The 23,019-nt window shown below is 61.3% G+C and carries 17 protein-coding genes; 14 read left to right on the top strand and 3 right to left on the bottom strand.

What is annotated here, in order from left to right:
• Window positions 1-60: 60 nt before the first annotated feature.
• From speB to LDN90_RS04875, 8 genes are all read left to right on the top strand, one after another.
• Window positions 61-1,131, top strand: coding sequence for an agmatinase (speB, locus tag LDN90_RS04840; RefSeq protein ID WP_223948136.1), 1,071 nt, complete (start codon window positions 61-63; stop codon window positions 1,129-1,131).
• Window positions 1,128-2,831 carry a thiamine pyrophosphate-binding protein gene (locus LDN90_RS04845; RefSeq protein ID WP_223948137.1) on the top strand — a complete coding sequence of 568 codons (1,704 nt, stop codon included), beginning with the start codon at window positions 1,128-1,130 and terminating at the stop codon, window positions 2,829-2,831. The genes speB and LDN90_RS04845 overlap by 4 nt, the downstream gene beginning before the upstream one ends.
• Before the next feature lie 210 nt (window positions 2,832-3,041).
• On the top strand, window positions 3,042-3,524 hold the full coding sequence (locus LDN90_RS04850) for a MarR family transcriptional regulator (protein ID WP_216926094.1): 483 nt from the start codon (window positions 3,042-3,044) through the stop codon (window positions 3,522-3,524).
• Window positions 3,525-3,533: 9 nt separating this feature from the next.
• Window positions 3,534-5,666 carry an MDR family MFS transporter gene (locus LDN90_RS04855; RefSeq protein ID WP_223948139.1) on the top strand — a complete coding sequence of 711 codons (2,133 nt, stop codon included), beginning with the start codon at window positions 3,534-3,536 and terminating at the stop codon, window positions 5,664-5,666.
• A gap of 318 nt (window positions 5,667-5,984) precedes the next feature.
• On the top strand, window positions 5,985-7,718 hold the full coding sequence (locus tag LDN90_RS04860; RefSeq protein ID WP_223948141.1) for an ABC transporter ATP-binding protein: 1,734 nt from the start codon (window positions 5,985-5,987) through the stop codon (window positions 7,716-7,718).
• Window positions 7,715-9,790 carry an ABC transporter ATP-binding protein gene (locus tag LDN90_RS04865; protein WP_275963805.1) on the top strand — a complete coding sequence of 692 codons (2,076 nt, stop codon included), beginning with the start codon at window positions 7,715-7,717 and terminating at the stop codon, window positions 9,788-9,790. The genes LDN90_RS04860 and LDN90_RS04865 overlap by 4 nt, the downstream gene beginning before the upstream one ends.
• Before the next feature lie 74 nt (window positions 9,791-9,864).
• Window positions 9,865-10,281, top strand: a complete 417-nt coding sequence (locus LDN90_RS04870; RefSeq protein ID WP_216926178.1) for a thioesterase family protein — start codon at window positions 9,865-9,867, stop codon at window positions 10,279-10,281.
• 9 nt (window positions 10,282-10,290) lie between these two features.
• Window positions 10,291-11,058 (top strand): copper homeostasis protein CutC, encoded by a 768-nt coding sequence (locus LDN90_RS04875; RefSeq protein ID WP_223948142.1) that lies wholly within the window; start codon window positions 10,291-10,293, stop codon window positions 11,056-11,058.
• Between the two features lie 15 nt (window positions 11,059-11,073).
• Here the strand turns inward: LDN90_RS04875 and LDN90_RS04880 are convergent, their stop codons facing one another.
• The 3 genes from LDN90_RS04880 to LDN90_RS04890 all read right to left on the bottom strand — a co-directional run bounded on the left by LDN90_RS04880 (window position 11,074) and on the right by LDN90_RS04890 (window position 15,352).
• Window positions 11,074-13,662, bottom strand: coding sequence for a GH32 C-terminal domain-containing protein (locus tag LDN90_RS04880; protein WP_223948144.1), 2,589 nt, complete (start codon window positions 13,660-13,662; stop codon window positions 11,074-11,076).
• Between the two features lie 125 nt (window positions 13,663-13,787).
• Window positions 13,788-14,993 (bottom strand): NosD domain-containing protein, encoded by a 1,206-nt coding sequence (locus LDN90_RS04885; protein WP_223948146.1) that lies wholly within the window; start codon window positions 14,991-14,993, stop codon window positions 13,788-13,790.
• A gap of 176 nt (window positions 14,994-15,169) precedes the next feature.
• A complete protein-coding gene (locus LDN90_RS04890; RefSeq protein ID WP_223948148.1) occupies window positions 15,170-15,352 on the bottom strand; it encodes a hypothetical protein in 183 nt (60 codons plus the stop codon).
• Window positions 15,353-15,730: 378 nt separating this feature from the next.
• Here LDN90_RS04890 and LDN90_RS04895 point away from each other — a divergent pair, with 378 nt between their 5' ends.
• The 6 genes from LDN90_RS04895 to LDN90_RS04920 all read left to right on the top strand — a co-directional run bounded on the left by LDN90_RS04895 (window position 15,731) and on the right by LDN90_RS04920 (window position 22,987).
• Window positions 15,731-17,011 carry a sugar ABC transporter substrate-binding protein gene (locus tag LDN90_RS04895; protein ID WP_216926101.1) on the top strand — a complete coding sequence of 427 codons (1,281 nt, stop codon included), beginning with the start codon at window positions 15,731-15,733 and terminating at the stop codon, window positions 17,009-17,011.
• 70 nt (window positions 17,012-17,081) lie between these two features.
• Entirely contained in the window at window positions 17,082-17,969 is an 888-nt protein-coding gene (locus tag LDN90_RS04900; protein WP_223948149.1) for a sugar ABC transporter permease, read from the top strand.
• Complete coding sequence (locus LDN90_RS04905; protein WP_223948151.1) at window positions 17,969-18,922, top strand: carbohydrate ABC transporter permease; 954 nt, start codon at window positions 17,969-17,971, stop codon at window positions 18,920-18,922. Before LDN90_RS04900 ends, LDN90_RS04905 begins: the two co-directional genes overlap by 1 nt.
• Before the next feature lie 46 nt (window positions 18,923-18,968).
• Window positions 18,969-20,378 (top strand): right-handed parallel beta-helix repeat-containing protein, encoded by a 1,410-nt coding sequence (locus LDN90_RS04910; RefSeq protein ID WP_223948153.1) that lies wholly within the window; start codon window positions 18,969-18,971, stop codon window positions 20,376-20,378.
• Between the two features lie 15 nt (window positions 20,379-20,393).
• Window positions 20,394-21,446, top strand: a complete 1,053-nt coding sequence (locus LDN90_RS04915) for a LacI family DNA-binding transcriptional regulator (protein ID WP_223948154.1) — start codon at window positions 20,394-20,396, stop codon at window positions 21,444-21,446.
• Window positions 21,443-22,987 (top strand): glycoside hydrolase family 32 protein, encoded by a 1,545-nt coding sequence (locus tag LDN90_RS04920; protein ID WP_223948157.1) that lies wholly within the window; start codon window positions 21,443-21,445, stop codon window positions 22,985-22,987. The genes LDN90_RS04915 and LDN90_RS04920 overlap by 4 nt, the downstream gene beginning before the upstream one ends.
• Window positions 22,988-23,019: the final 32 nt, after the last annotated feature.

The raw sequence follows: 23,019 nt of genomic DNA on the forward strand, positions 1-23,019 counted from the left end.
ATGATGGGTGTCACACAGTTACTGATTCATCTCGACCTATCCACTAAGGAGTGGCGCATTTTGGAAGAGCTCCGTATTGAGGCCAACGGGAACCTTGGTCCCATCGATTCGTCACGCATCCCGCGCTACGCCGGTGCTGCCACCTACGCCCGCCTGCCCCGCCTGGACCAGGTCTCCAAGGCTGACGTCACGGTTGTTGGCGTGCCCTTTGACTCCGGCGTTTCCTACCGCCCCGGCGCCCGCTTTGGCGCGAACCATGTGCGTGAAGCCAGCCGCCTGCTGCGCCCGTACAACCCTGCCTGGGATGTCAGCCCGTTCGAGAACATCCAGGTGGCGGATGCCGGTGACATGGCGGTAAACCCGTTCAACATCAACGAGGCCATCGAGACCATCCAGCAGAACGCCCTGGACCTTACGGCCAACGGCAGCAAGGTCGTCACCCTGGGCGGCGACCACACCATCGCCCTTCCGCTCCTGAGGGCAGCAGCAGAGCGCGCCGGTGAGCCAGTGGCCATGCTCCACTTCGACGCACACCTGGACACCTGGGACACCTACTTCGGGGCGGAGTACACGCACGGAACGCCGTTCCGCCGCGCAGTGGAAGAAGGCATCCTGGACACGGAGGCCATCAGCCACGTGGGTACCCGCGGTCCGCTGTATGGCAAGAAGGACCTCGACGACGACCACCGCTTTGGCTTCGGAATCGTCACCTCCGCTGACGTCTACTACCAGGGCGTCCTGGAGACGGTGGCCAAGATCCGCGACCGCATCGGAAACCGTCCGCTGTACATTTCGGTGGACATCGACGTCCTGGATCCGGCGCATGCGCCCGGTACGGGTACACCCGAAGCCGGCGGCATCACCAGCCGGGAGCTGCTTGAGATCATCCGTGGCTTCCGCGGCATGAACCTCGTTGGTGCGGACATTGTGGAAGTTGCCCCCGCTTATGACCACGCCGAAATCACCGGTGTCGCCGGCAGCCACGTTGCTTACGAACTGGTAACCCTCATGGCGGACAATGCCGTGGAAGGTGACCGCCACGGTGCTCCCAACGGCTACGCCCAGCAGGCCCTCGGTGCACGCATCGCAGAACTCGCCCAGGCAACCGGCACCGCGGGAGAGACGCGATGATCGATTTCGATCCTGGCACTGCCGCGCCAACGCGCGGTACCGATCAGCGCAACGGTGGGGACCTCGTCGTCGAGACCCTTGAAGCGCTGGGTGCGAAGACGGTCTTCGGTATCCCCGGGCAGCACGCTTTGGGTCTCTTCGACGCCATGGGCCGCGGGAACCTGCACTTCGTGTCTTCGCGCGTGGAGAACAACTCGGCGTTTGCGGCCGACGGTTACTCCCGCGCCACCGGCGAAGTAGGCGTGCTGTTCCTGTCCACCGGTCCGGGTGCGCTCACCTCCCTTGCTGGTTTGCAGGAGGCTTATGCCACCGGCGTTCCGATGGTGGTTATTGCCAGCCAGATTCCGCTTGAGGGCTTGGGCGCGCGCCGCAAGGGTATGCTGCACCAGTTGGATGACCAGAAGGCTTCGGCTGCGAACGTCACCAAGAGCCAGCGCCTGATCCAGCATGCCTCGGGGATCCCGTCGGCCATCCAGGACGCCTGGACCGAGGCGATTTCCTCGCCGCAGGGTCCGGTGTGGATCGAGATTCCGCAGAACGTCCTGCTGGATCCGATCATGGTCCCGCCGGTGGAGGACGCGCTCGCCGAGGCAGCAGACAACCCGCCGCGCGTCGAGCTGATCCGCGAGGCCGTGAAGTGGCTTTCGACGGCGGAACGTCCGGCGATCATCGCAGGCGGCGGTACGCGCCGTGGCCGGGCTGAGAAGTCGCTGCTCTCCATTGCCGAGCAGCTGCGTGCTCCCGTCATTTGCACCCCTGGCGGCAATGGTGCGTTCCCGTGGAAGCACGAGTTGTCGTTGCAGTCGTGGATCGAGGACCGGTACATGACCGATGTCCTGGAAGACGCCGACGTGCTTATCGTGATCGGTTCATCCCTCGGTGAAGTGACGTCCAACTACTTCACGTTCGAACCCCGCGGCCGCATCATCCAGATCGACGCCGAACCTCGCGTCCTCGAATCCAACCGGCCAGGCTTGGGCATCCGTGCCGACGCCGGCCAAGCCCTGGCAGCCTTGGACGAGGCACTGGCAGCAGCTGGTGCCGCGGACACTGTGAAGCGGTCATGGCACGGCACCAGCCCGGAGGACGTGGTCAGGGAATCCCTGGCCAAGGTCAAGGCACGCCTGGAATCCCAGGACCTGGCCAAGGAACTGAAGTTCATGGCCGATATCCGTGAAGCCGTCCCCGCGGACATGCAAACCTTCTGGGACATGACCATCTCCGCGTACTGGGCCTGGAGCTGCTGGGACGCCCGCGAAGGCCAGTTCCATTCCGCCCAGGGTGCTGGTGGCCTCGGCTACGGCTTCCCGGCGGCAATCGGAGGTGCCGTCGGCCTGGAAACCGCCGGCAAGCCCGGCAGGGTGCTCGCCGTTTCCGGTGACGGTTCCTCGATGTACTCCATCTCCGAACTTGCCACGGCGAAGCAGCACAATATCCCGGTCACCTGGCTGATCGTGGACGACGGCGGCTACGGCATCCTCCGCGAATACATGGTGGGTGCTTTCGGCAAGGCCACGGCCACTGAGCTGGCACGCCCGGACTTCGTGAAGCTGGCAGAGTCGTTCGGTGTTCCGGCTCGGCGGGTTTCCCCGGAGGAAGTGGGGGACGCGCTCAAGGAGTCATTCGAGGCGGATGGCCCCAACGTCGTCGTGGTTGAGACGCTGCTGAAGATGTTCGGTCCCACCCACCTGGACGACTAAACGGATCACTAAACAACCAAATCAATCAGCCCCCGTACGGAACGCCGTGCGGGGGCTGACTGCGTTGTAGGGCCTGCCCTGCGCCCCAAAACCTTGGATTCGGACGCGAAGCAGGCCCCGCAACAACTGCGTGTTCAATCTTCTTTAGTTTCCCAAAGCAATCAATATGAGTTATAGTTGCTCTAGGCAAACAAAAAAGGGGTGTTTTCCATGTCCGTCGGTTCTGCCACAGCAACCGATCTTGTGCATCAAATATTCGATCTCCAGCGCACCCTGCGCTGCGTGGTGACCGCCCACATGGCCCGCGTTCCCGACGTCGGGATGGCTGTCCAAGGCGTCATGCGCTTCATCGGCGAGGGGGAGACCCGGGCAACGGCACTAGCTGCGCGCTTGGGTGTCAGTGCTCCGGTCCTGAGCAGGCATGTCGCCGAACTCGAGGAACTTGGCTTCGTCGCAAGGCGGCCTGATCCTGCGGACGGCAGGGCCCAGCTGCTTGCCCTAACGGAGGATGGCGCGGCGAAGCTGCGCGAGGTCGAAGAACAACGCAGTGTGAGGCTGCGGGATTACCTGGCGGATTGGAGCGAGGCTGACGCCCTCGAGGCCTCCCAGGTCATCAACAAACTCACGACCTCCCTCAAGGACTCAATCCGGGCAACGGCGGCCGGCTCCACTACAACGACTCACACAGCTTAGGAGCCACGCATGGCCACACCAGTTCAGAATGCCGCCTCGGGGCAGGCCGTCGGGCGCAATACGCCGGGAATCGACACAGCCGCCGCACCCATGACGCATCGGCAAATCATGGAAGCCCTCACGGGTCTCCTCGCGGCCTTCTTCACGGCGATCCTCAGTAGCACGATTGTCGCCAACGCGCTGCCAACCATCATGTCCGAACTGAAGGGCACGCAGACCGATTTCGCGTGGGTCATCACCGCCGCCTTGTTGGCGAACGCGGCCACGACGCCCATCTGGGGAAAGCTCGCTGACCTCTTCGACAAGAAGCTCCTGGTCCAGCTGAGCATCATTATTTTCGTGGCGGGCTCCGTCATGGCCGGCTTGTCCGAGACGATTCCGCTGCTGCTTACTGCGCGTGTCATCCAAGGCATCGCAATGGGTGGCCTCACCGCACTGGCCCAGGCAATCATCGGTTCCATGATTCCGCCGCGGGATCGTGGCAAGTACTCCGGCTACATGGGTGCCGTGATGGCAGTGGGCACTGCCGGGGGCCCGCTGCTGGGTGGCTTCATTGTGGACAGCCCGCTCGGCTGGCGCTGGACGTTCTTCGTCTGCGTACCACTGGCTGTGGTTGCGCTCATCCTGCTTCAGGTGACCTTGAAGATCCAGCACGTCAAGCGTCCCGCCAAGATCGACTGGCTCGGCTCCATCCTCCTGACTTCGGGCGTGAGTCTGCTCCTGATCTGGGTTTCCTTCGCCGGCAACCCGGACTACTACGATTGGTTCTCCTGGCAGTCAGCGCTCATGGTGGGCGGTGGCGTAGCGCTGCTGGCGCTCCTGGTGCTGGTGGAAACCAAAGTCGCCCAGCCGATCATTCCGCTCAAAATCATCTCCGAGCGCACCACGGCACTTGCCATCATCGCGTCGATCGCGGTCGGTATCGCCATGTTTGGTTCGTCCACGTTCCTGGGCCAGTACTTCCAGGTGGCCCGTGGAGCCACGCCGACTGAGGCAGGGCTGCTCACGTTGCCAATGATCGCCGGCAACCTTATTGGTTCTGTGGCATCGGGCATCCTGATCAGCCGCTTTGGGAAATGGAAGCGGTTCCTGATCGGCGGCTCCGTGCTCCTGATCGGCGGCCTCGCTTTCGCCGGCACGATGGACCACACCACGGAACTCTGGATCGTCGCCATCTACACCGGTGTGTTCGGCCTCGGCCTGGGCATGCTGATGCAGAACCTGGTACTCGCCGTGCAGAACACAGTCCAGGCCAAGGACATCGGTACCGCCAGTGCGTCCGTTGCATTCTTCCGCTCTGTGGGTGGGGCAATCGGCGTGTCGGTCCTTGGGGCCATCATGTCCAACCACGTGAAGGACCTGGCAGTTGAAGGGATGGCCGCCGCCGGTATTCCGGTCCAGGGTGGTGGGTCCGGTGCCAGCATGGACCTGGCCGATATGCCAGCGCCCATCGCGGACATCATGCGCGCCGCATACGGCGACGCCACCGCCCAGATCTTCCTGATCTCGGCGATCATCAGCGTGGTGGCACTCCTGGCTGTGCTGTTCATCAAGGAACGCCCGCTGCGGCGCACTGTTGACGCGGCGCCGGAGAAGGAAACCGTCCCGGCCGGGACCCGTGATGCTGCCAATCCCTTGGACACATCGACTCTGGATACAGCTTCCCTGGATTCCGCTTCTTTGGATACCGCTGACGCCCCTGCCGCTCAGCCGGGAACGTTCGACGACGGCGCAAGCCGCCTTAATGCCGGGCGTCGCCTTCCAGGTCGCCTCCAGGAGAGGGGCGAGGGTCCGGGCTCGGACTCGGGATCCGATCTTGACCTCGAATTCGCGCGGATCCTGACCCAGGAACGCTCCCAGCCAGTTGCGGACGTCAAGGAATTGCAGGAACAACTGTCCCGCACCCAGTACGTCCTGGCCGAACAGCAATTGCAGCTGAGCCGGGCCAACGTTGAGCTGCAGGCCCGTTTGCGCGAGCAGCAGACGGTCGCGGAGCAGCAGGCCCGCACTGCCAGCGAACTGTCCGCCCTCCGCAAGGAGATCAAGCGCGAACGCAGGCAGCAGGAGCGAATGGCGTTGCTCCTCCTTCAAGGCGTCCAAGCGCGGGAAGCACGGCCGGACCACGGCAAGCACGCGGGCTAGTACAGCTAGACATCACGGATCCTGCCCTCGTTCGAAACTCCTGCCGTACTACGCGGGGTGTGGCGAACAACGGCGGGACCAAAAGCGCCGGCTGGGTGACCAGCCGGCGCTTTCGTTGCGTGCAGCGGCTGATCCGGCTGCGGTGCCTGCGCCAGCGGGAGCACATCCGACACGCGAAATACTCCGCTGGGATGATCTTTTCCCTAGGTTGTTTCGCCGAGGCAACGGATTTCGTAGAGTAGGGAGGCTAATACTGTCAGCCCTTGCTGCAACACTTCTCTTACTTCATTCACGCACTCTTTCTAAGGACCCGTGGGCATGCTTGTCACCCTTATACGGCGCTACTCCAAGCCGTATTTGCCGCAGATAGTGGCCGTCCTCATATTCCAGTTGGCGTCCACTATTGCCACGCTCTACCTCCCAAGCCTCAACGCCAAAATCATTGACGAGGGAGTATCCCGCGGCGACACCGATTTCATTTGGCGCACCGGCGCAATGATGCTCGCCGTTGCCCTCGGCCAGGTGCTCACCGCTATCGCTGCGGTGTACTTTGGTGCGCGGACAGCGATGGCGATCGGTCGTGACCTCCGGCGCAGTGTCTACCGTCAAGTGAGCAGTTTTTCCGCACAGGACGTGAACCGTTTTGGTGCTCCTACGCTGATCACACGAGGCACCAACGATGTCCAGCAGGTTCAGATGCTGGTGCTGATGGGCCTGAACTTCATGGTCTCAACACCCATCATGTGCGTGGGTGGCATCATTATGGCCCTCCGCGAGGACCTGAGTTTGTCGTGGCTGGTCTGGGTTTCGGTACCCATTCTGGTGGCAGTGGTGGGCTACCTCGTGGTCCGGTTGATGCCGCTGTTCCGGTCAATGCAGACCAAGATTGATGCCATCAACGGTGTGCTCCGTGAGCAAATCATTGGTATCCGGGTCGTCCGTGCCTTTGTGCGCGAACCTTACGAGGCCAAGCGCTTCGGTGATGCCAACCAGGACCTCACCGCGGTCTCGGTGAAGATCGGCAATCTCTTTGTCCTGATGTTCCCGGCCATCGGCATGATCCTGCACTTGTCTACTGCCGCGGTGCTGTGGTTCGGCGGTCAGCGTGTGGACTCCGGCGACATGCAGGTGGGATCCCTTACGGCTTTCCTTCAGTACCTGTTGCAGATTCTGATGGCGGTCATGATGGGCACGTTCATGGCCATGATGATTCCCCGTGCGTCCGTTTGTGCAGACCGCATCGGCGAGGTATTGGACGTAGAGCCTTCCATCCACAATCCGGTTTCCCCTGTGGTTCCGGCCGAGAAGAAGGGACGCGTGGAGTTCCGCGATGTCACCTTCAAATACCCCGGGGCCGAGGCTCCTGTGCTGAGCAACATTTCCTTTACCGCGGAGCCGGGCAAGACCCTGGCCATCATCGGTTCCACAGGCGCAGGCAAGACCACCCTGGTCTCCTTGCTGCCGCGGCTTTACGACGTCGCCTCAGGCAGTGTCCTGCTCGACGGCATTCCTGTCACCGAGCTGGATGCCTCGGAGATCACCAGCCGTGTCTCAGCTGTGCCGCAGAAGCCGTACCTTTTCTCCGGGACCATCGAGCACAACCTGCGCTTTGGCAAGCCCGAGGCTACCGACGAGGAACTGTGGGAGGCGCTGGAAACGGCGCAGGCCAGGGGCTTTGTTGAGGAAAAGTCATCAGGGCTGGACCGTCGCATAGCCCAGGGCGGCACCAACGTTTCCGGTGGCCAGCGGCAGCGCCTTTCCATTGCCAGAGCCCTGGTGACCAAGCCGAATGTCTATCTTTTTGACGATTCCTTCTCCGCTTTGGACGTCGCCACAGATGCCAGGCTCCGTAAAGCGTTGAAGGCCAAGACCCGGGACGCAACGGTCATCATCGTCGCCCAGCGTGTCTCCACCATTGCAGACGCGGACGAGATCCTGGTCCTGGATAACGGCCGCATCGTGGATCGCGGAACGCATGATGAACTCCTGGAGACCTCGCCGACGTACCAGGAAATCGTTGAATCCCAGCTGAGTGTAGAGGAAGTCGCATGAGCGAGCAGGACCAGCAGAAGAAGCGTGGCTGGGCTGCCAAGGCAGAAGCCGCAAAGAATGCCAAGGCTACGGCAGAGGCGGAAGCGGCAACCGAGGTGCTTGACGATGACGTGGTGGATGAGGAGTACGTCCCGTCCGAAGCCGATGGCGGTATGTTCGGCAATCTTCCAGCCAAGAAAGCCAAGGAGTTCTGGCCATCCGCCAAGCGCCTCATGGGCCTGTTGAAGCCTGAGAGTCTCGGCGTCTACATCGTGATCGGCCTTGTGGTGGTCTCGGTGGTCCTGAACGTGATTGCGCCCAAGATTCTGGGCAGTGCGATGGACGTGATCTTCGGCGGCGTCATGGGCAAACAGCTCCCGCCGGGCGTCTCGCAGGAACAGTTCGTAGAGCTCATGCGTCAGCAAGGCCAAGAGAACTTTGCGGACATGGTCTCCAAGATGGAACTCACCAACGGGATCAATTTCCCCAAGCTGACGTTCCTCATTTCGATCGTCCTCCTGATGTACTTTGTGGCCAACATCTTCCTGTGGGCACAGGGCTGGCTGCTCAACAGGATTGTCATGCGAGTCATCAAGCAGCTCCGTAATGACGTCCAGGCAAAGCTCAACAGGCTCCCGCTGAACTACTTCGACACCCGTCAGCGCGGCGACATCCTTTCCCGCGTCACCAACGACGTCGACAATGTCCAGCAGGGCCTCCAGCAAGCGTTCGCACAGTTGGTGAGCTCCGTGCTCACCGTTGTGGGAATCACCGTGATGATGTTCATCGTGTCCTGGGAACTGGCACTGATCGCGTTGATCGCCTTGCCGCTTTCCGGCGTCATGGCCGGCTTCATTGGTGCCAAGAGCCAGAAGCTCTTCGCTGCGCAGTGGAAGAACACCGGTTCGCTGAATGGACAGATTGAGGAGTCCTTCTCAGGGCATGACCTGGTGAAGGTGTTCGGGCGCGATGCTGACATGCTGGTGCGCTTCGATGAACGCAACGAGGCCTTGTACAAGGCGTCCTTCGGCGCCCAGTTTGTTTCGGGTGTTATTTTCCCGGCCATGAACTTCGTGTCCTACCTGTCCTACGTCGGAATTGCCGTGGTTGGTGGCCTGCGGGTTGCCTCTGGCTCCATGAGCCTTGGCGACGCCACGGCCTTCATCCAGTACTCGCGTGAATTCACCCAGCCTCTGGGCCAGATTGCCGGCATGGCGAACATGCTGCAGTCCGGTGTCGCCTCGGCAGAGCGCGTCTTTGAGTTCCTCGACGCCGACGACGAAGTTGAAGAGACGGGTACCCGCCACCTGCCAGCCAAGACCGACGGCCACGTGGAGTTCGAGCATGTCTCGTTCAGCTACGTGGAGGATAAGCCCCTCATCGAGGATCTCTCCTTCAGTGCGGAGCCTGGCCACACGGTGGCGATCGTCGGGCCTACGGGTGCTGGAAAGACCACACTGGTGAACCTTGTCATGCGGTTCTACGAGCTCAATGCCGGACGCATCACCCTGGACGGCGTGGACATCAAGGATCTCAGCCGCTCCGAGCTCCGGTCCAAGGTGGGCATGGTGTTGCAGGATGCCTGGCTGTTCGGCGGAACCATCTACGACAACATCAAGTACGGCAACCTGGATGCCACCGAGGAACAAATCATGGAGGCTGCCAAGGCCACCTACGTGGACCGCTTCGTGAGAGCCCTTCCGGACGGTTATCAGACGATCATCGACGAAGAAGGCAACAACGTCAGCGCCGGTGAGAAGCAGCTCATCACCATCGCACGTGCGTTCGTTTCCGATCCGTCGCTGTTGATCCTTGACGAAGCTACGAGCTCGGTGGATACGCGTACCGAGCTGCTGCTGCAGAAGGCAATGGCCGCGCTCCGCACCGACCGGACGAGTTTCGTGATCGCCCACCGTTTGTCCACCATCCGCGATGCTGACACCATACTTGTCATGGAGAACGGGCAAATCGTGGAGCAGGGCAATCACAGCCAGCTGCTTGCGCTCCAAGGCGCCTACTACCGCCTGTACATGTCCCAGTTTGCCGGTGAGGAAGAGACCGCCGTGGATGACTCGACGGCGGTGCACAGCTGAGCGCGAATTCCCTGAGCACCGGGTTGCACTCCCAGGATTCCGTTGACCCCCAGCGCATCGAGGTACTCGTACCTATGCGCTGGGGGGACATGGACGCGTACGGGCATATCAACAATGTGCAGATCGTACGCATGCTGGAAGAAGCCCGAATCGCGGCTTTCGGACCACCACGGGGTGCCGGCCTTCCGGGTATGGAACCGCCTGCGGCCCTCTTCAATGACGTTGAAGAGGGCACCATGACGTTGGTTGTGGAGCACAAAGTCCGTTACGTGAGGACTTTGGAATACCGCAACATCCCGGCCTTGGTGGAGATTTGGGTTGGCGCCATCAAGGGTGCCAGCTTTGATCTTCACTACGTCATCAAGGACCCCGTTACAAAGGAAGACTGTGTCAAAGCCACTACGCACCTGGCCTTCGTGGCAGAAGCGACCGGCAGGGTCCTCAGGCTGACTCCGGACCAGAAGGAAAAGCTGGAGCGTTACCGCGCGTAGAGTTTCACCATGAAACTTGAAATCGCCGTGGTGAGCGCGACGGGTGCCGGTACGGCCGCATCCGAAGGTGCCGATCGGATTGAGCTCTGCAGCAGCCTGGAACTTGGTGGCATCACGCCAAGCCAGGGACTACTTGAGGCCAGCATGGAACATGTTGACGGACGCCTGGAGATCCACGCTCTGGTGCGGTGCCGCCCCGGCGATTTCCACTACTCCGCCTCGGATGTGGACACGATGGTGCACGAGGTACGCCACTTGCTGGCTCAGGGCGCCCACGGAGTAGTGGTGGGCGCCCTGACCGCGGAGGGCGACGTCGACGTTCATGCGGTTCAACGCCTGGTGGATTCTGCCCGGGACGCCAGCCCGGATGCGCAGTTGACCTTCCACCGCGCGATCGACCAATCACGGGATCCCATGGCCGCCCTTGATCATTTGCTGGAGCTCGGCTTCACCAGGGTACTTACGTCGGGCCACGAGGCCACAGCAGGTGCAGGCCTTCCCACCCTGTCCGAGATGGTGGAGCGGGCCGGGGGAGCCCTGGAGATCATGGCAGGAGGGGGCTTGCAGCTTGGCGATATCCCGGCGATGCACGCAGCCGGCCTCTCCGCAGTTCATATGTCCGCCAAGAGAACCGTCTCTACGCTGGGTCAACGAACCATTTCCCTTGGCACGCAGGACGGTGCCGACCCCACCGCTTACACCGTTACTGACCGGGAAACGGTCCGCATGGCGCGAGCGGAGATCAACGCGCTGGAACTCGGTGCTCCTCCGGCATAGTTTCCACCGCTGGGGTCAGCCTCCCCACATTGCCTGGTTCAGGGGAGTTACCGTCATGCTTTCGAGCCGTGCGGTTCCTCCTTCTGCGAAAACCGAGATGTTGGTCGCCCCAGCGCTTGGAAAGATCTGGTCCGTGATGGTGGTCAGGCCGTCCTGGGCGAAGAGCTCCACGGATGCACGATCAACGTACAGGCGCAGGCGTAGCCGGCCGTCGATCAACTCCACGCGCGGGTCCTCTACTGAACTGAAGGCTGGATGGAATCCCTCGTTGCCCGAGTTGGTCCTGTCGATGGAGAGCCGCTTCGTGGAGGGAACGTAGCCAATCCGGGTTGTTTCGGTTCCGTTATCGAGGACTTTCACGCCAAACGCCGATGCCGTCCCCGGAGAGAATTCGGCGTCAACCTGGACCACGTCACCGGTGATGGGGAGTGTGGTTGTTCCGGGCGTGATGTCCTGGGCCGGCGCAGTATATGCGGCCGCCGTGTTCTTCAACGCCTCGGCCTGGGACACCACCTGCTGCCGCAGCCGCGGACCCGCGGATGTCTGGGTTAGTACCACTTCTCGCGGCAACGCCATGGTTCCGCGCCATGTGGTGGTGGGAGTGTCCTGACCGTAGTCCCAGTTGTTCATCCAGCCCAGCATGATCCGCTTGCCGCCTGGAGCATTGTTGAAGGACACCGTGGCGTAGTAGTCCCTGCCCCAGTCCAGCCAATCGTGCTGCTCGAGGTAGGAGGCATCCGAGGAAACGAATTCGTCGGCGAGGATGTGTCCCCAGCCGCCGCGGTTGTTGTCCACGATCTTGATGGTGGCCTGGCTGCCTTTGTAGGCGCTGACGTCCCAGGCTTTCCACTCCAGATTTTCGGAGTCATTGCCGGTGGCGGTACGAACTGTCTGACCATTGACCACAAGGTTCACGGTGGTTTCGGCGCTCCTGGGCTTCGCCGGCTCTGAACCCAACACCATGTTGTCCAGTGTCAGATGGCCCCATGGGCCGGTTGCGTTGTCCACAATCCGGATGCGGGCGATCTGGCCGTACCATGGGGAAACGTCCCAGTTCTGCCAGTTCAGGTCGCCCGAATTCGAGCCAGTTGCGGTACGAACCGGCACGCCTCCCACCAGCAGTTCAACCTGGAGTTCCCCGTTGGTTCGGCTGCCGCCGCCTAGGAGGAAGCCGATGTTGGTGTTGGTCAGGTAGAACTCGGGGGACGTGATGGTGCCGACGTTGTTGTCCTGGTACGGGCCGCCTTCGAAAGTGTTGATCCGTTTTCCGATGGCGAATTCACCGCCCGACGACGAGGGGTTCAGTGCCGCCTGGAAGTCGCCGGTAAGCTGCCAGCCGGCTTGCGTGAGTGTCCCGGGGTAGTCGAAGCCGTCGAATAGCAGGTACCCCGGAGGGGCTTGGTTTCCCGATTGCTTTCCGATTTCCTGGGGGTGCTTTCCGCCGCCGGCGAGGAAGTTCAGGTAGTCCTTGTCCAACGTAAACGGTGCTGATTCCATAGTGCCCACGGGTGCATCGCCACCGTGGAAGCCGTTGACGAACCCGGTGCCGATGGTGCCAGTAACCGCCATTTGCCCTGAAAGAGTTCCCGAGGCGGGGGCGCTTCCCCAAGGCCCGGAACTGTTTGACGGATCGTTCTGGACGTTCCAGCCGCTGTAATTGCCACCATTGAAGCCGGCAAGAAGGTTTCCCGGAGGAAGCTGGCTGGCGGGAGCGATATTCTCGGCGGTGAAGGAAGTGCCGTTGAAGGTTCCTACGAAGTATTGTCCGCCGCTGCCGCCGGCCACGGCTCCGGGGTTGATATTCACAGAGAGGACCCACTTGACGTTGTTTGGATCTCCGTCGACGGCGAGGGGGAACAGATCAGGGCATTCCCACTGTCCTCCGGTGGCATTTGCCGGACCGAAGTCATCCAGATAGTTCCATTGCTTCAGGTCGTTGCTCTTATAGAAGAGGACGCGGTGTTCGTCAGCTTCAACGGCTGCCATGACCCAGTAGTCCGGACCGGTGGGGGAGTCGTACCAGAAGACCTTGGGGTCGCGGAAGCTGGACGTGTTCCTGTTCAGGACCGGATTGTTGCCGTACTTGGTCCAGGTCTGCCCGTCATCGGTGCTGAAGGCCAGCGACTGTGCTTGTTTACCGGCGAGGGTTGGGTGGGCCGCGGTGTAATTGCTCGTATAGATGGCCACCAACGGCGGATTTTGGAGGGTCCCGAGTCCGCTGGTGTTCTGGGTGTCCACCACGACGGATCCCGAAAAGATTTCCTCGATCACCTGGCCGGATCCGTTGAAACCCCGTGGGATAGCGAGTGGTTGTTCCTCCCAATGGATCAGGTCGGTGGAGGATGCGTGGCCCCAGCTCATGTCTCCCCACCGTGTTCCGTTGGGGTTGTACTGGTAATACATGTGGTATTTGCCGTTGTGGAACACGAGTCCATTGGGATCGTTCATCCAGTTCGCTTCCGGCGTGTAGTGCAGGTATGGCCGGTATTGCTGGGTGGCCGGATCCGGGTCGGTGGCCTGCGCGGTGGCGGCAACGGAGAATGAGGCAGCGGTGAGTGCCACGGCCGCCCCGATCGACATTAGGGCTTTGGCGCGTCTTGTCATCGTTGACAGACCTTTCGTCAAGGGCTTGCGTTTCAGGATGACGACGGCGGACCCGCCTTGTGGGGCGACGCCCGCCGTCGTGCTATTCGCTATTCATATTCATGTCGTGCGATGACGCGGCGCAGCTATGGCGTTGCCCTGAAGGCGTAGTTGGACGCGTACCGGACCACCTGATTGCTGTCGCCGCTGTCCAGCACCTTGGATCCGGAGGTTGATGCATCCAGGACTACGGTGTGCACGGCAATGGCCGAGACGGTGTTGTTGGTGGCGATGTAGTTGTTGTTTCCGGAAGCCACCAGGATGATGGTGGGCGTCTGCCCCGACGGCGTGACCGAACCCGAAGCGACGTCGTAGCTGAAGTGGTTTCCAGTAACCGTGTTGTTGCTGCCCGCTATGTGCACCAGGCCGAACAGATCGTCCAACCCGTTGTTGTAAGGCTTGAGGGGATCGAATGGTTCCATCTGGCGCAGGAAGTGATTTGCTCCAATGAGGTTTTCGGTGCAGCTTCCCTCGAAGTTCACCATGCCGGGGTAGAACGCATGGAAGCGGTTGGACGTAATGGAGGAGCGGGTGCAGTCCTTGAAGTGCACGCTGCTCTTGCCCCGGGGGAAGACGTTGTTGCCCGTGACCAGCAGGCCCATGTGCCCCTCGGCGAAGATCGAGAATCCCACGAAACCGGCACCAATGAGGTTGTCGGTGACCTTCGAGGCCTGGCCCGATCCTGTCAATTCCACGCAGGAGCCACATTCAGCAAGGAAGTTGCTGCTGACGCTCAGGGCATCTGTATCCCTGACAACAAGCCCATGCTCCAGGTACACCATTCCCATGCGCTCCACCCGGCAGGAATCGTTGGCGGAATCGAAGCGGATGCCCGTTTTCCCATTGGTGTAGTCGTTCTCGTTGGAGCCGAAGGAGACGCCATCAAGGCAGAAGTTCTCGAACACCACTGCGCTAATCCGTGGATCACCTGTGCGGTAGACCCGGAAGGCGTCCGTGTTCCCGTCAGTATTTTCCACCCTGACGCGGCTGGCGCCAGGGTTGATCTCGTGCCAGCCCGATGTGTTGCCGGCGTTGTAGCGGATGCTCAACGAGGTGAAGCCATGGCCCGATCCCCGGATGGTCAGGAAGCTGATGTCCACATTCACCCTGGTCTTCAAGGAGTAGTCTCCCGGCGGGATGTAGATGACAGCACCGGGCTTGGACGCCTGGCTGGTCTGCTGGCTCTTGATGTCAGCGATGATGCTGTTGATGATGAGCCCGATGTCGTTGTACGGGGTAGCGGACGGATTCCCTGGAACGCTCCAGGTGGTGACGTCGTAGACGGTGGTCAAAGCTGGTTCTCCTCACATCGTTGGGGGACTGAACTGTGCTGCTTCTCTTCAAGTGCGTCCGGAACCGCCGGCGCCGTGCTCTGCATGCTCGCTCGTGCCTCGCTTAGCCGCATGCTGCCGCACGCCTCCGGCGGTTCCGGGTGTTTCTACAGACGGGTGCTCTATAGACGGTTGCTTTACAGGACGCCGATAAGGTGGCGGTGCCCCCGCGGCTGAGTGCCGGCGTCGGGCGTTGCGACCACCGGCCCTGGCGCCGCGGCAGCAGCGCTGCCCGTGGCCGCCACAGCAAAGGCAACTGCTGCCGATGCCGTGAAAGCGCGGAGCAGGCTTCGTCGGCTGATGTCCGGGACGGGTTTCATACTTTCTCCAGTGAATAGGGTCACCAAGCGTGGACGCTGGTGAGAGATGGGAAGGGACCGCCCTAAGGGTGGAGACCGGTGGACGGGAAGAACAGGCATCAAGAACACGCGTCGCCCTAAAGAACAGGCGTGAGCGGAAGGGGCACAGCGGGTCCCAAAACCTGCCGCATCAGCCAAAATATGCCAAAACGGTTTATCTGCCTGCGACGATGACTTTAGAGCTGGGCCATCCAGCTCGTCAAGATCCCGCACGAGCCAAAATGTGACGCTTGACATACCCGGGAAAACGCGCCTATGGTGTTGCCAAGTCGTTTTGGCAAAACGATTCTCCACTCCACAAAAATCTTTCAATCCCGTTCCAAGAGAAAGTCGACAGCGATGTCCACTCGAAAGACCATCTCCAGGCTCGTCACACTCGGCGGCCTCTGCACTGCCGTCGCACTCGCAGCTACGGGTTGCGGTGCCGGGGGCCCCGCACCCACATCCGGAAGCGCGTCCAGCACTGTCAACGTCCTGGTGGAAGCAGGCGGCCACGCCGAGCTCACGGGCGTTGCCGAGCAATGCAAGAAGGACACCGGCCTCAACGTCAACTTCGTCGAACTGCCCTATGACGGCATGTTCAACCGGCTCTCCAGCGAGTTCTCCTCCGGCAACGTTTCCTTCGACGTTGCCGCATTGGACTCCGTCTGGCTCCCCAGCTTCAAGGATGCGGTCCAGCCCATCGATGAACTGTTCACCGATGAAGCCAAGAAGGACATTTTCCCCGCGCTCGTGAAGGAAGCCAATGTAGACGGCCACTTCATCGGAATGCCTGCCTGGACCAACGCAGAGATCATCCTGTACCGCAAGGATCTCTTCGAGGACGCCAAGAACAAGGCAGATTTCAAGGCAAAGTACGGTTATGAACTGGCAGCCCCCACCACGTGGAAGCAGTACCAGGACATTTCCGAATTCTTCACCAAGGACGGCATGTACGGCACGGATGTGAAGGGCGCCGTGGAAACGGAATGGCTTGCCCACGTCCTGCAGGCCGGCTCGCCGATGGTCCTTGATGCGAACAACAACGTGATCATCGATAACGCTGCCCACAAGGAAGCCCTCGACTTCTACGTCAGCCTCACCAAGTCCGCCCCTCCGGGTGCTGCACAGGTTGACTGGGCCGCGGCACAGAACCTGTTCAACCAGGGCAAGACCGCCATGACCCGCTTCTGGGCCCACGCTTACCGGCAGATCCCCAAGGACTCTCCCGTAGCGGGCAAGGTGGGAGCCGCAGCGATGATTGGCGGCAGCGCCGGCGTCGCGGGTGTTCCGGGCCCGTGGTACCTGTCCGTACCCAAGGCCACCAAGAACGCTGATGCCGCCAAGAAGTTCATCAAGTGCGCTTACGACAACAACAGCATGGGTGTGGAATCAAGCCTGGGACTCGCCTCGCGCATCTCAGCGTTTGAGAAGTACCAGAACCAGCCGGGCTACGAGAGCTTCAAACCGCTGATCGAAACGCTCAACGGCAAGGCAACCGCAACGCGTCCGGCAACAGCCAAGTGGCAGCAGATCGTGGATACCGTTCTGGTTCCGCTCCTGCAGAAGGCTGTAGCCGGCGGTGACTCCGCCACCCTCCTGGCTGACGCCAAGAAGCAGATCCAGGACCTCCTCAAGTAAAGACTCCGCGGCTGGCACCGGCAGACTCGGCCGGTGCCGCCCGCGGTCCCAACAAACAGAAGAGAAAATCGTGCGTATCTCCGATCGCCGCTTCGCCCTATACCTGATGACCCCAGCGGCGCTGTTCCTGGCCGTGTTTGTGGCCTACCCGCTGTTCCGCCTGATCGCAGACAGCTTCTTCAAGATTTCGCCCATCGCGGGCGGCCCGCGTGACTTCGTCGGTTTCCAAAACTATGCGGCAGCGTTCGCCTCTGAAGCCTTTATGGGTGCCGGCTGGCGGACCCTGGCTTACACCGTGGTGGTAGTGACCCTCGAATTCGCACTCGGCCTTGGGATGGCCTTGTTGTTCACCACTCTCGGACGCAAGTCCCAGGTTTGGCGGACTGTCTTCCTTTACCCGCTGATGATTGCGCCGATCGTGGCCGGCCTGCTCTGGAAGTTCCTGATGATCGATAACTTCGGCCTCATCGGGACCCTCCTGCACCAAGCGGGCATCCTCTCCAACCCCAACCAGATCGGCTGGCTCTCGGACCCGAACATCGTGCTGTTCTCGGTAGCCGTCCCCGATATCTGGCTCACGACGTCCTTCATGTGCCTGGTGCTGTTCGCCGGCCTCCAAAACATCCCCGGCGACCTCATCGAGGCAGCCCGCCTGGACGGCGCCAAGGCACCGGCGCTCCTGTTCCAGATCATTCTTCCGCTCCTCCGCCCGGTAATCGCCGTGGCACTGGTGGTCCGCGGAATCGATGCCGCCCGGGCCTTTGACACCATCCTCATTCAAACCAACGGCGGCCCGCAGTCCGCCTCCGAAACCATGAGCCTGCTGATCTACCGGACCATGATCCGCTTCGGCGATCCCGGCCTGGCCAGCGCCATGGGCACTATCTACCTGCTGGCGATGCTCGCCGTCGCATTCTTCGCGGTGGCCACCATCTGGCGGCCAGGAAAGGACAACTGATGCGCGTCGCCGAACGAACAAAGCCCGACGGCGGGAAGGCGCCTACAGTGAGTGCCAGGAGTTCCGTTTCAACCGCCACGCATGTTGCCCCGCGCAGGCGCCGCGGCGTCAACCGTGAAGGCCTTGAGGCTGGACGCCGCAGCACCAGGACCATCCTGTGGATCCTGCTCGCTGCAGCCATGGTGCTGTACGGGTTCCCGTTCCTGTACCTGCTGTTTACGTCCTTCAAGACCCCGATCGACACCATCGCCGTTCCACCTACCATCCTTCCCAAAGAATGGACCCTGGAGAATTACGCGAACGCCCTTGGCCGTAGCGGTGTGTTGGCTTCATTCATCAACAGCATCCAGACCGCGATCATCAGCACCCTGCTGTCCTTGGTACTGGCTGTCCCGGCGGCTTATGGCATCACGCGCTACAAGACTCCGAGCGGCCGGGTGTTCATCATGGCCGCACTGGTCACCCGCATGGTGCCGCCGGTAGCAATCGGCATTCCGCTGGCATCCATGATGGCTTCGGCTGGTTTGGCGGATACCCCGATCGCGTTGTCCATTGCGCACACCACCATCTCCTTGCCGCTTTCCATCTGGCTGATGTCCAGCTTCTTCGAGGCTGTTCCCCGTGACTTGGAAGAGGCAGCAACCGTGGATGGCTGCAGCAGGCTCGGCGCGCTCTGGCGGGTAGTGATCCCGGTGGTTTCCGGAGGCATCGCCGTCACCGCGATCTTCGCCTTCCTTGCATCATGGAATGAGTTCCTCTTCGCACTCCTGATGACCGCCATCCGATCCCAGACGACTCCAGTGGTCATCGCGAACTTCCAGACCCAATTCGGCCTGGACTGGGGATCCATGACGGCGCTGGCCGCCGTGTATTCCATCCCGGTCATCCTTCTCACCCTTCTCCTGCAGCGCAAGATCGTCGCAGGCATGACGCTCGGCGCCGTCAAGGGCTAAGAACCGTCAAGGGCCGGGAAACCACACCACAAAAAGGGCAGAAGCTATGTCAAGCAACAACTACTACGACGTCACTACGTGGCCGGTCGGCAACCCGTCCGAGGACGTCGGCGAAGTCATCAACAGCATCATCGCCGACATCAAGGCCAGGCAGGCAGCCACCGATGTGAACAACGGAGGCAAGCCGGGAGCGGTGATCTACCTGCCACCCGGGGACTACCACCTCCGTACGCAGGTGGTGATCGATATCAGCTTCCTCAGGATCCAGGGCTCGGGACACGGCTTTACGTCGTCAAGCATCCGGTTCAACGTTCCCGAAGACGAGTGGCCCGACCTGCATGAGCTGTGGCCCGGAGGAAGTCGCATTATTGTCGATCTTCCACTCGGTGTGGGCGGGGAAGATGTTGACGGGGAGGGCGCCGACGAAGCCAAGGGAGCAGCCTTCTACATTGAGCGAAGCGGGAGCCCCCGGATCAGCTCGGTGGAGTTTTCCAACTTCTGCATCGACGGCTTGCACTTCACCCCGGACGGCTCGGAGCTGCCACCGGAAAACACTTATGTGAATGGCAAGACCGGTATCTATGTGGCGAGCGCCAATGACTCATTCCGCGTGACGGGGATGGGGTTCATCTACCTTGAGAACGCCCTCACGATCCACAACGCCGACGCGCTTTCCATCCACGACAACTTCATTGCTGAGTGTGGAAGCTGTATCGAGTTGCGCGGTTGGGGACAGGCGTCAAAGATCACCGACAATTTGATCGGAGCAGGTTTCAAAGGCCACTCGATCTATGCCAGGAACCATGGCGGGCTCCTGATAACCGCGAACAACATCTTCCCCAGGGGTGCGAGCAGTATCCATTTGGACGGCGTCACGCGTTCCAGCGTCACCAACAACCGTCTGCATTCGTTCTACCCCGGGATGGTGGTCCTCGCAGCGAACAGTTCCGAGAACCTGGTGGCAACGAACCACTTCCTGCGGGACCATGAGCCCTGGACGCCGTTCCTGGGAGTCGATAACGGGCTGGACGATCTGTACGGGCTTCTCTGCGTGAGCGGGAGCAACAACTCTGTGGTGGGCAACCACTTCTCCGAGGTCATCGACGCGCAGGGCATCCGTCCCGCAGGTGCGACGCCGGTCATCATCCGGTTGCTGAAGGGGGCTGGAAATTTCGTCTCCAACAACCACGTGGTGGCGATGGACGTTCACTCCACATCAAGTGACTCCTGCTTCTCCGCCCAGGTGGATGCCCTGCTGACCACGGGTGTTTCCGACGGGCTCGCCGTCACGGCCGTCCTGGTCGATCCCGGATCTGCCCGGAACACGATCCTTGATTCCGGAACTGACGCCCAGGTTATTGCAGACAGGGCTGTTAACGCCTTGAGGGCCACACCGACAGTCGGTTTCCAGGCGGCACATGCTGATTCGATCGCAGGATCAGCACCAACATCATGAGGACGTGGGGGACCAATGACCAATAGATCAGTGGGTATCAAGGATGTGGCGGCAGAGGCCGGGGTTTCGGTCACCACCGTCTCCCACGTCCTGAACGATGTTGCCTACGCCCGGGTCGGCGCAAGAACCAGGGAGCGGGTCCAGGAAGCCGCACACCGTCTAGGGTACGGCCCTAACCGTCTGGCTCAAGCCCTGCGGACGCAACGTTCAGGGATGATCGGGTTCATCAGCGAGGAAATCGCTACCACGCCGCATGCAGGCAGGATCATCCTGGGCTCGGAGGAAACTGCCAAGCGCCGGGGCTACAACATCATGATCATCAACTCCACCAGCACCAGCTCCCAGGAGTCCAAGGAAAGCCAGGTGGCGGACCTGCTGGACCGGCAAGTGGACGGCATCCTGTACGCCACGATGTATCACCGGAAGCTGGCTGTCCCCAAGAACCTGGCGGGGTTGCCTGCAGTCCTGGTGGACTCCGAAGACATCAGTAACACTGTTTCCTCCGTTATCCCCGACGAAGTGGGCGGCGCAAGATCCGCCGTGCAAACCCTGATCGACGCCGGTCACACCCGGATCGGGATGCTCAACAACACCGACGACGTGCCTGCAACCCACTCCCGGTTGCGGGCCTTCAAGGAAACGTTGGCGGACGCCGGGCTTCCGTTCCACGAAGAACTGGTCCAGTCCGAGCATTCGGAGATGCCTGGTGGCTACCAGGCGGCGCTGCGCCTGCTGAAACCTGAGAGCCGGCCAACGGCCGTGTTCTGCTACAACGACCGCATGGCCATGGGTGCCTACCGGGCCGCTGCGGAACTTGGTCTCAGGATTCCGGAGGACATCTCCTTCGTCGGTTTCGACAACCAGGAACTCATTGCCGAAAACCTATACCCTGCGCTGACAACGGTCGCCCTGCCGCACTATGAGATGGGTGCATGGGCAACGGAAAACCTGATCGATGCCATCGAAGGGAAAACCGACCTACAGCTGTTCGCCACCCACCCCACCGTTCTTCCATGCCCCATGGTTCTTCGCGATTCCGTCGCATCCCTCCCGAAAGACCTCCGATGACTGAAACAACAACGCACCGTGCCGGTCCCGGCGAAGACGCCGCCTCAACGATGCGCCCGATACTTCACTACACGGCCAGAAACACCTGGCTGAACGACCCCAACGGACTGGTTTGGCACGACGGTCTCTACCACCTCTTCTACCAAAACAACCCGTTCGACAACGTCTGGGGCAACATGTCCTGGGGGCATGCCACCTCAACAGACCTCCTGCATTGGACTGAACACCCGGTTGCCATCGCCTGTGACGAGGAAGAAGACGTGTTTTCCGGCAGCATCGTAGTGGACCACGGCAATACCTCGGGATTCGGCACGGAGGAAGACCCGGCGTTGGTGGCCATCTACACGAGCGCCTTCAAGGAAGGCTCGACGCACCAGGGGACACAGGCCCAGTCCCTCGCGTTCTCCACGGATGGCGGCATGACCTGGAGCAAATATGCGGGCAATCCCGTGCTTGGCCGCGGTTCGGCGCATTTCCGGGATCCCAAGGTGTTCCGCTACGAGGGATCTGCCGGCGCCTGCTGGGTGATGGTGGCGGTGGAGGCCCAGCATCAGCAGGTTGTCATGTACCGCTCGGCCAACCTGAAGGACTGGGAATACCTGAGTACTTTCGGCCCCGCGAACTCGTCGGAGGGCGAATGGGAATGCCCGGACTTGTTCCCGCTCCCTGTCGACGGGAACCCGGAGAACGTCAAGTGGGTCCTGGTGGTTAACGTCAATCCTGGTGCCGTGGCCGGTGGCTCGGGAGGGCAGTACTTCGTAGGCCACTTCGATGGCGTGCAATTCACTGCCGATCCCGATTCGCTCGTTTCACCGGATGCTGACGGATCCACCGATCTCAGGCAATGCCTGTGGCTGGACTGGGGGCGTGACTATTACGCCGCGGTCTCCTTCAGCAACACCCCGGACAACCGCCGCATCATGATCGGCTGGATGAACAACTGGGACTATGCCAACTCCTTGCCCACGGCCCCGTGGCGCTCGGGGATGTCCCTTGCCCGCGAGGTGGAACTAGCGACTGTGGAGGGTTTGCCGCGCTTGGTTCAACGGCCCGTGCTTCCGCAGGTGCTGCCCCTGGACTCAGGTGTGCCAAAGAGCACTTTCCAAGACGTGGAACTTCACGATTCCGTGCTGGAACTGCCCGACGCCATGCCCGGATCAGCCCTGCTGATCGAGGCTGAGATCCTGCCCGGCTCGGTGCGGAGCATTGCGTTCAGGCTTCTATGTGCCCCGGACGGGAGCGCCGCAACGGTTCTCAGCTTTGATCCCGTAACGAGTCAACTCACCCTGGATCGCCGCACTTCCGGAAACACAGCCTTCCACGAAAAGTTTGCGTCGGCAGAGTCGGCGCCAGTGAAGCTCGACGGCGGTGTGCTGAGGCTGCGTATTATCGTGGACCAGTCCGTGGAGGTCTTCGCCCAAGACGGCAGGGTTGTCCTGAGCGATCTTGTTTTTCCCCTCCCCGGGAGCCTGGGCACCGACCTCCGCGTGGAAGGCGGTACGGCCACTGTCCTGAAACTGGTTGTCAGCTCATTGTCCTAAGGACAGGGCTGGTTCGAGTCCGGATGGGAGAG

Origin of the sequence: Arthrobacter sp. NtRootA1, from assembly GCF_019976975.1 — a bacterium.
Lineage (GTDB): Bacteria > Actinomycetota > Actinomycetes > Actinomycetales > Micrococcaceae > Arthrobacter > Arthrobacter aromaticivorans.

Excerpts from the sequence above, each read along its gene's own strand:
- LDN90_RS04855 (WP_223948139.1), top strand. The coding sequence starts at position 3,534 with ATGGCCACACCAGTTCAGAATGCCGCCTCGGGGCAGGCCGTCGGGCGC.
- LDN90_RS04875 (WP_223948142.1), top strand. The coding sequence starts at position 10,291 with ATGAAACTTGAAATCGCCGTGGTGAGCGCGACGGGTGCCGGTACGGCC.
- LDN90_RS04910 (WP_223948153.1), top strand. The coding sequence starts at position 18,969 with ATGTCAAGCAACAACTACTACGACGTCACTACGTGGCCGGTCGGCAAC.
- LDN90_RS04870 (WP_216926178.1), top strand. The coding sequence starts at position 9,865 with ATGCGCTGGGGGGACATGGACGCGTACGGGCATATCAACAATGTGCAG.
- LDN90_RS04890 (WP_223948148.1), bottom strand. The coding sequence starts at position 15,352 with ATGAAACCCGTCCCGGACATCAGCCGACGAAGCCTGCTCCGCGCTTTC.
- LDN90_RS04845 (WP_223948137.1), top strand. The coding sequence starts at position 1,128 with ATGATCGATTTCGATCCTGGCACTGCCGCGCCAACGCGCGGTACCGAT.
- LDN90_RS04905 (WP_223948151.1), top strand. The coding sequence starts at position 17,969 with ATGCGCGTCGCCGAACGAACAAAGCCCGACGGCGGGAAGGCGCCTACA.
- LDN90_RS04860 (WP_223948141.1), top strand. The coding sequence starts at position 5,985 with ATGCTTGTCACCCTTATACGGCGCTACTCCAAGCCGTATTTGCCGCAG.
- LDN90_RS04895 (WP_216926101.1), top strand. The coding sequence starts at position 15,731 with ATGTCCACTCGAAAGACCATCTCCAGGCTCGTCACACTCGGCGGCCTC.
- LDN90_RS04865 (WP_275963805.1), top strand. The coding sequence starts at position 7,715 with ATGAGCGAGCAGGACCAGCAGAAGAAGCGTGGCTGGGCTGCCAAGGCA.
- LDN90_RS04880 (WP_223948144.1), bottom strand. The coding sequence starts at position 13,662 with ATGACAAGACGCGCCAAAGCCCTAATGTCGATCGGGGCGGCCGTGGCA.
- LDN90_RS04850 (WP_216926094.1), top strand. The coding sequence starts at position 3,042 with ATGTCCGTCGGTTCTGCCACAGCAACCGATCTTGTGCATCAAATATTC.
- LDN90_RS04920 (WP_223948157.1), top strand. The coding sequence starts at position 21,443 with ATGACTGAAACAACAACGCACCGTGCCGGTCCCGGCGAAGACGCCGCC.
- LDN90_RS04915 (WP_223948154.1), top strand. The coding sequence starts at position 20,394 with ATGACCAATAGATCAGTGGGTATCAAGGATGTGGCGGCAGAGGCCGGG.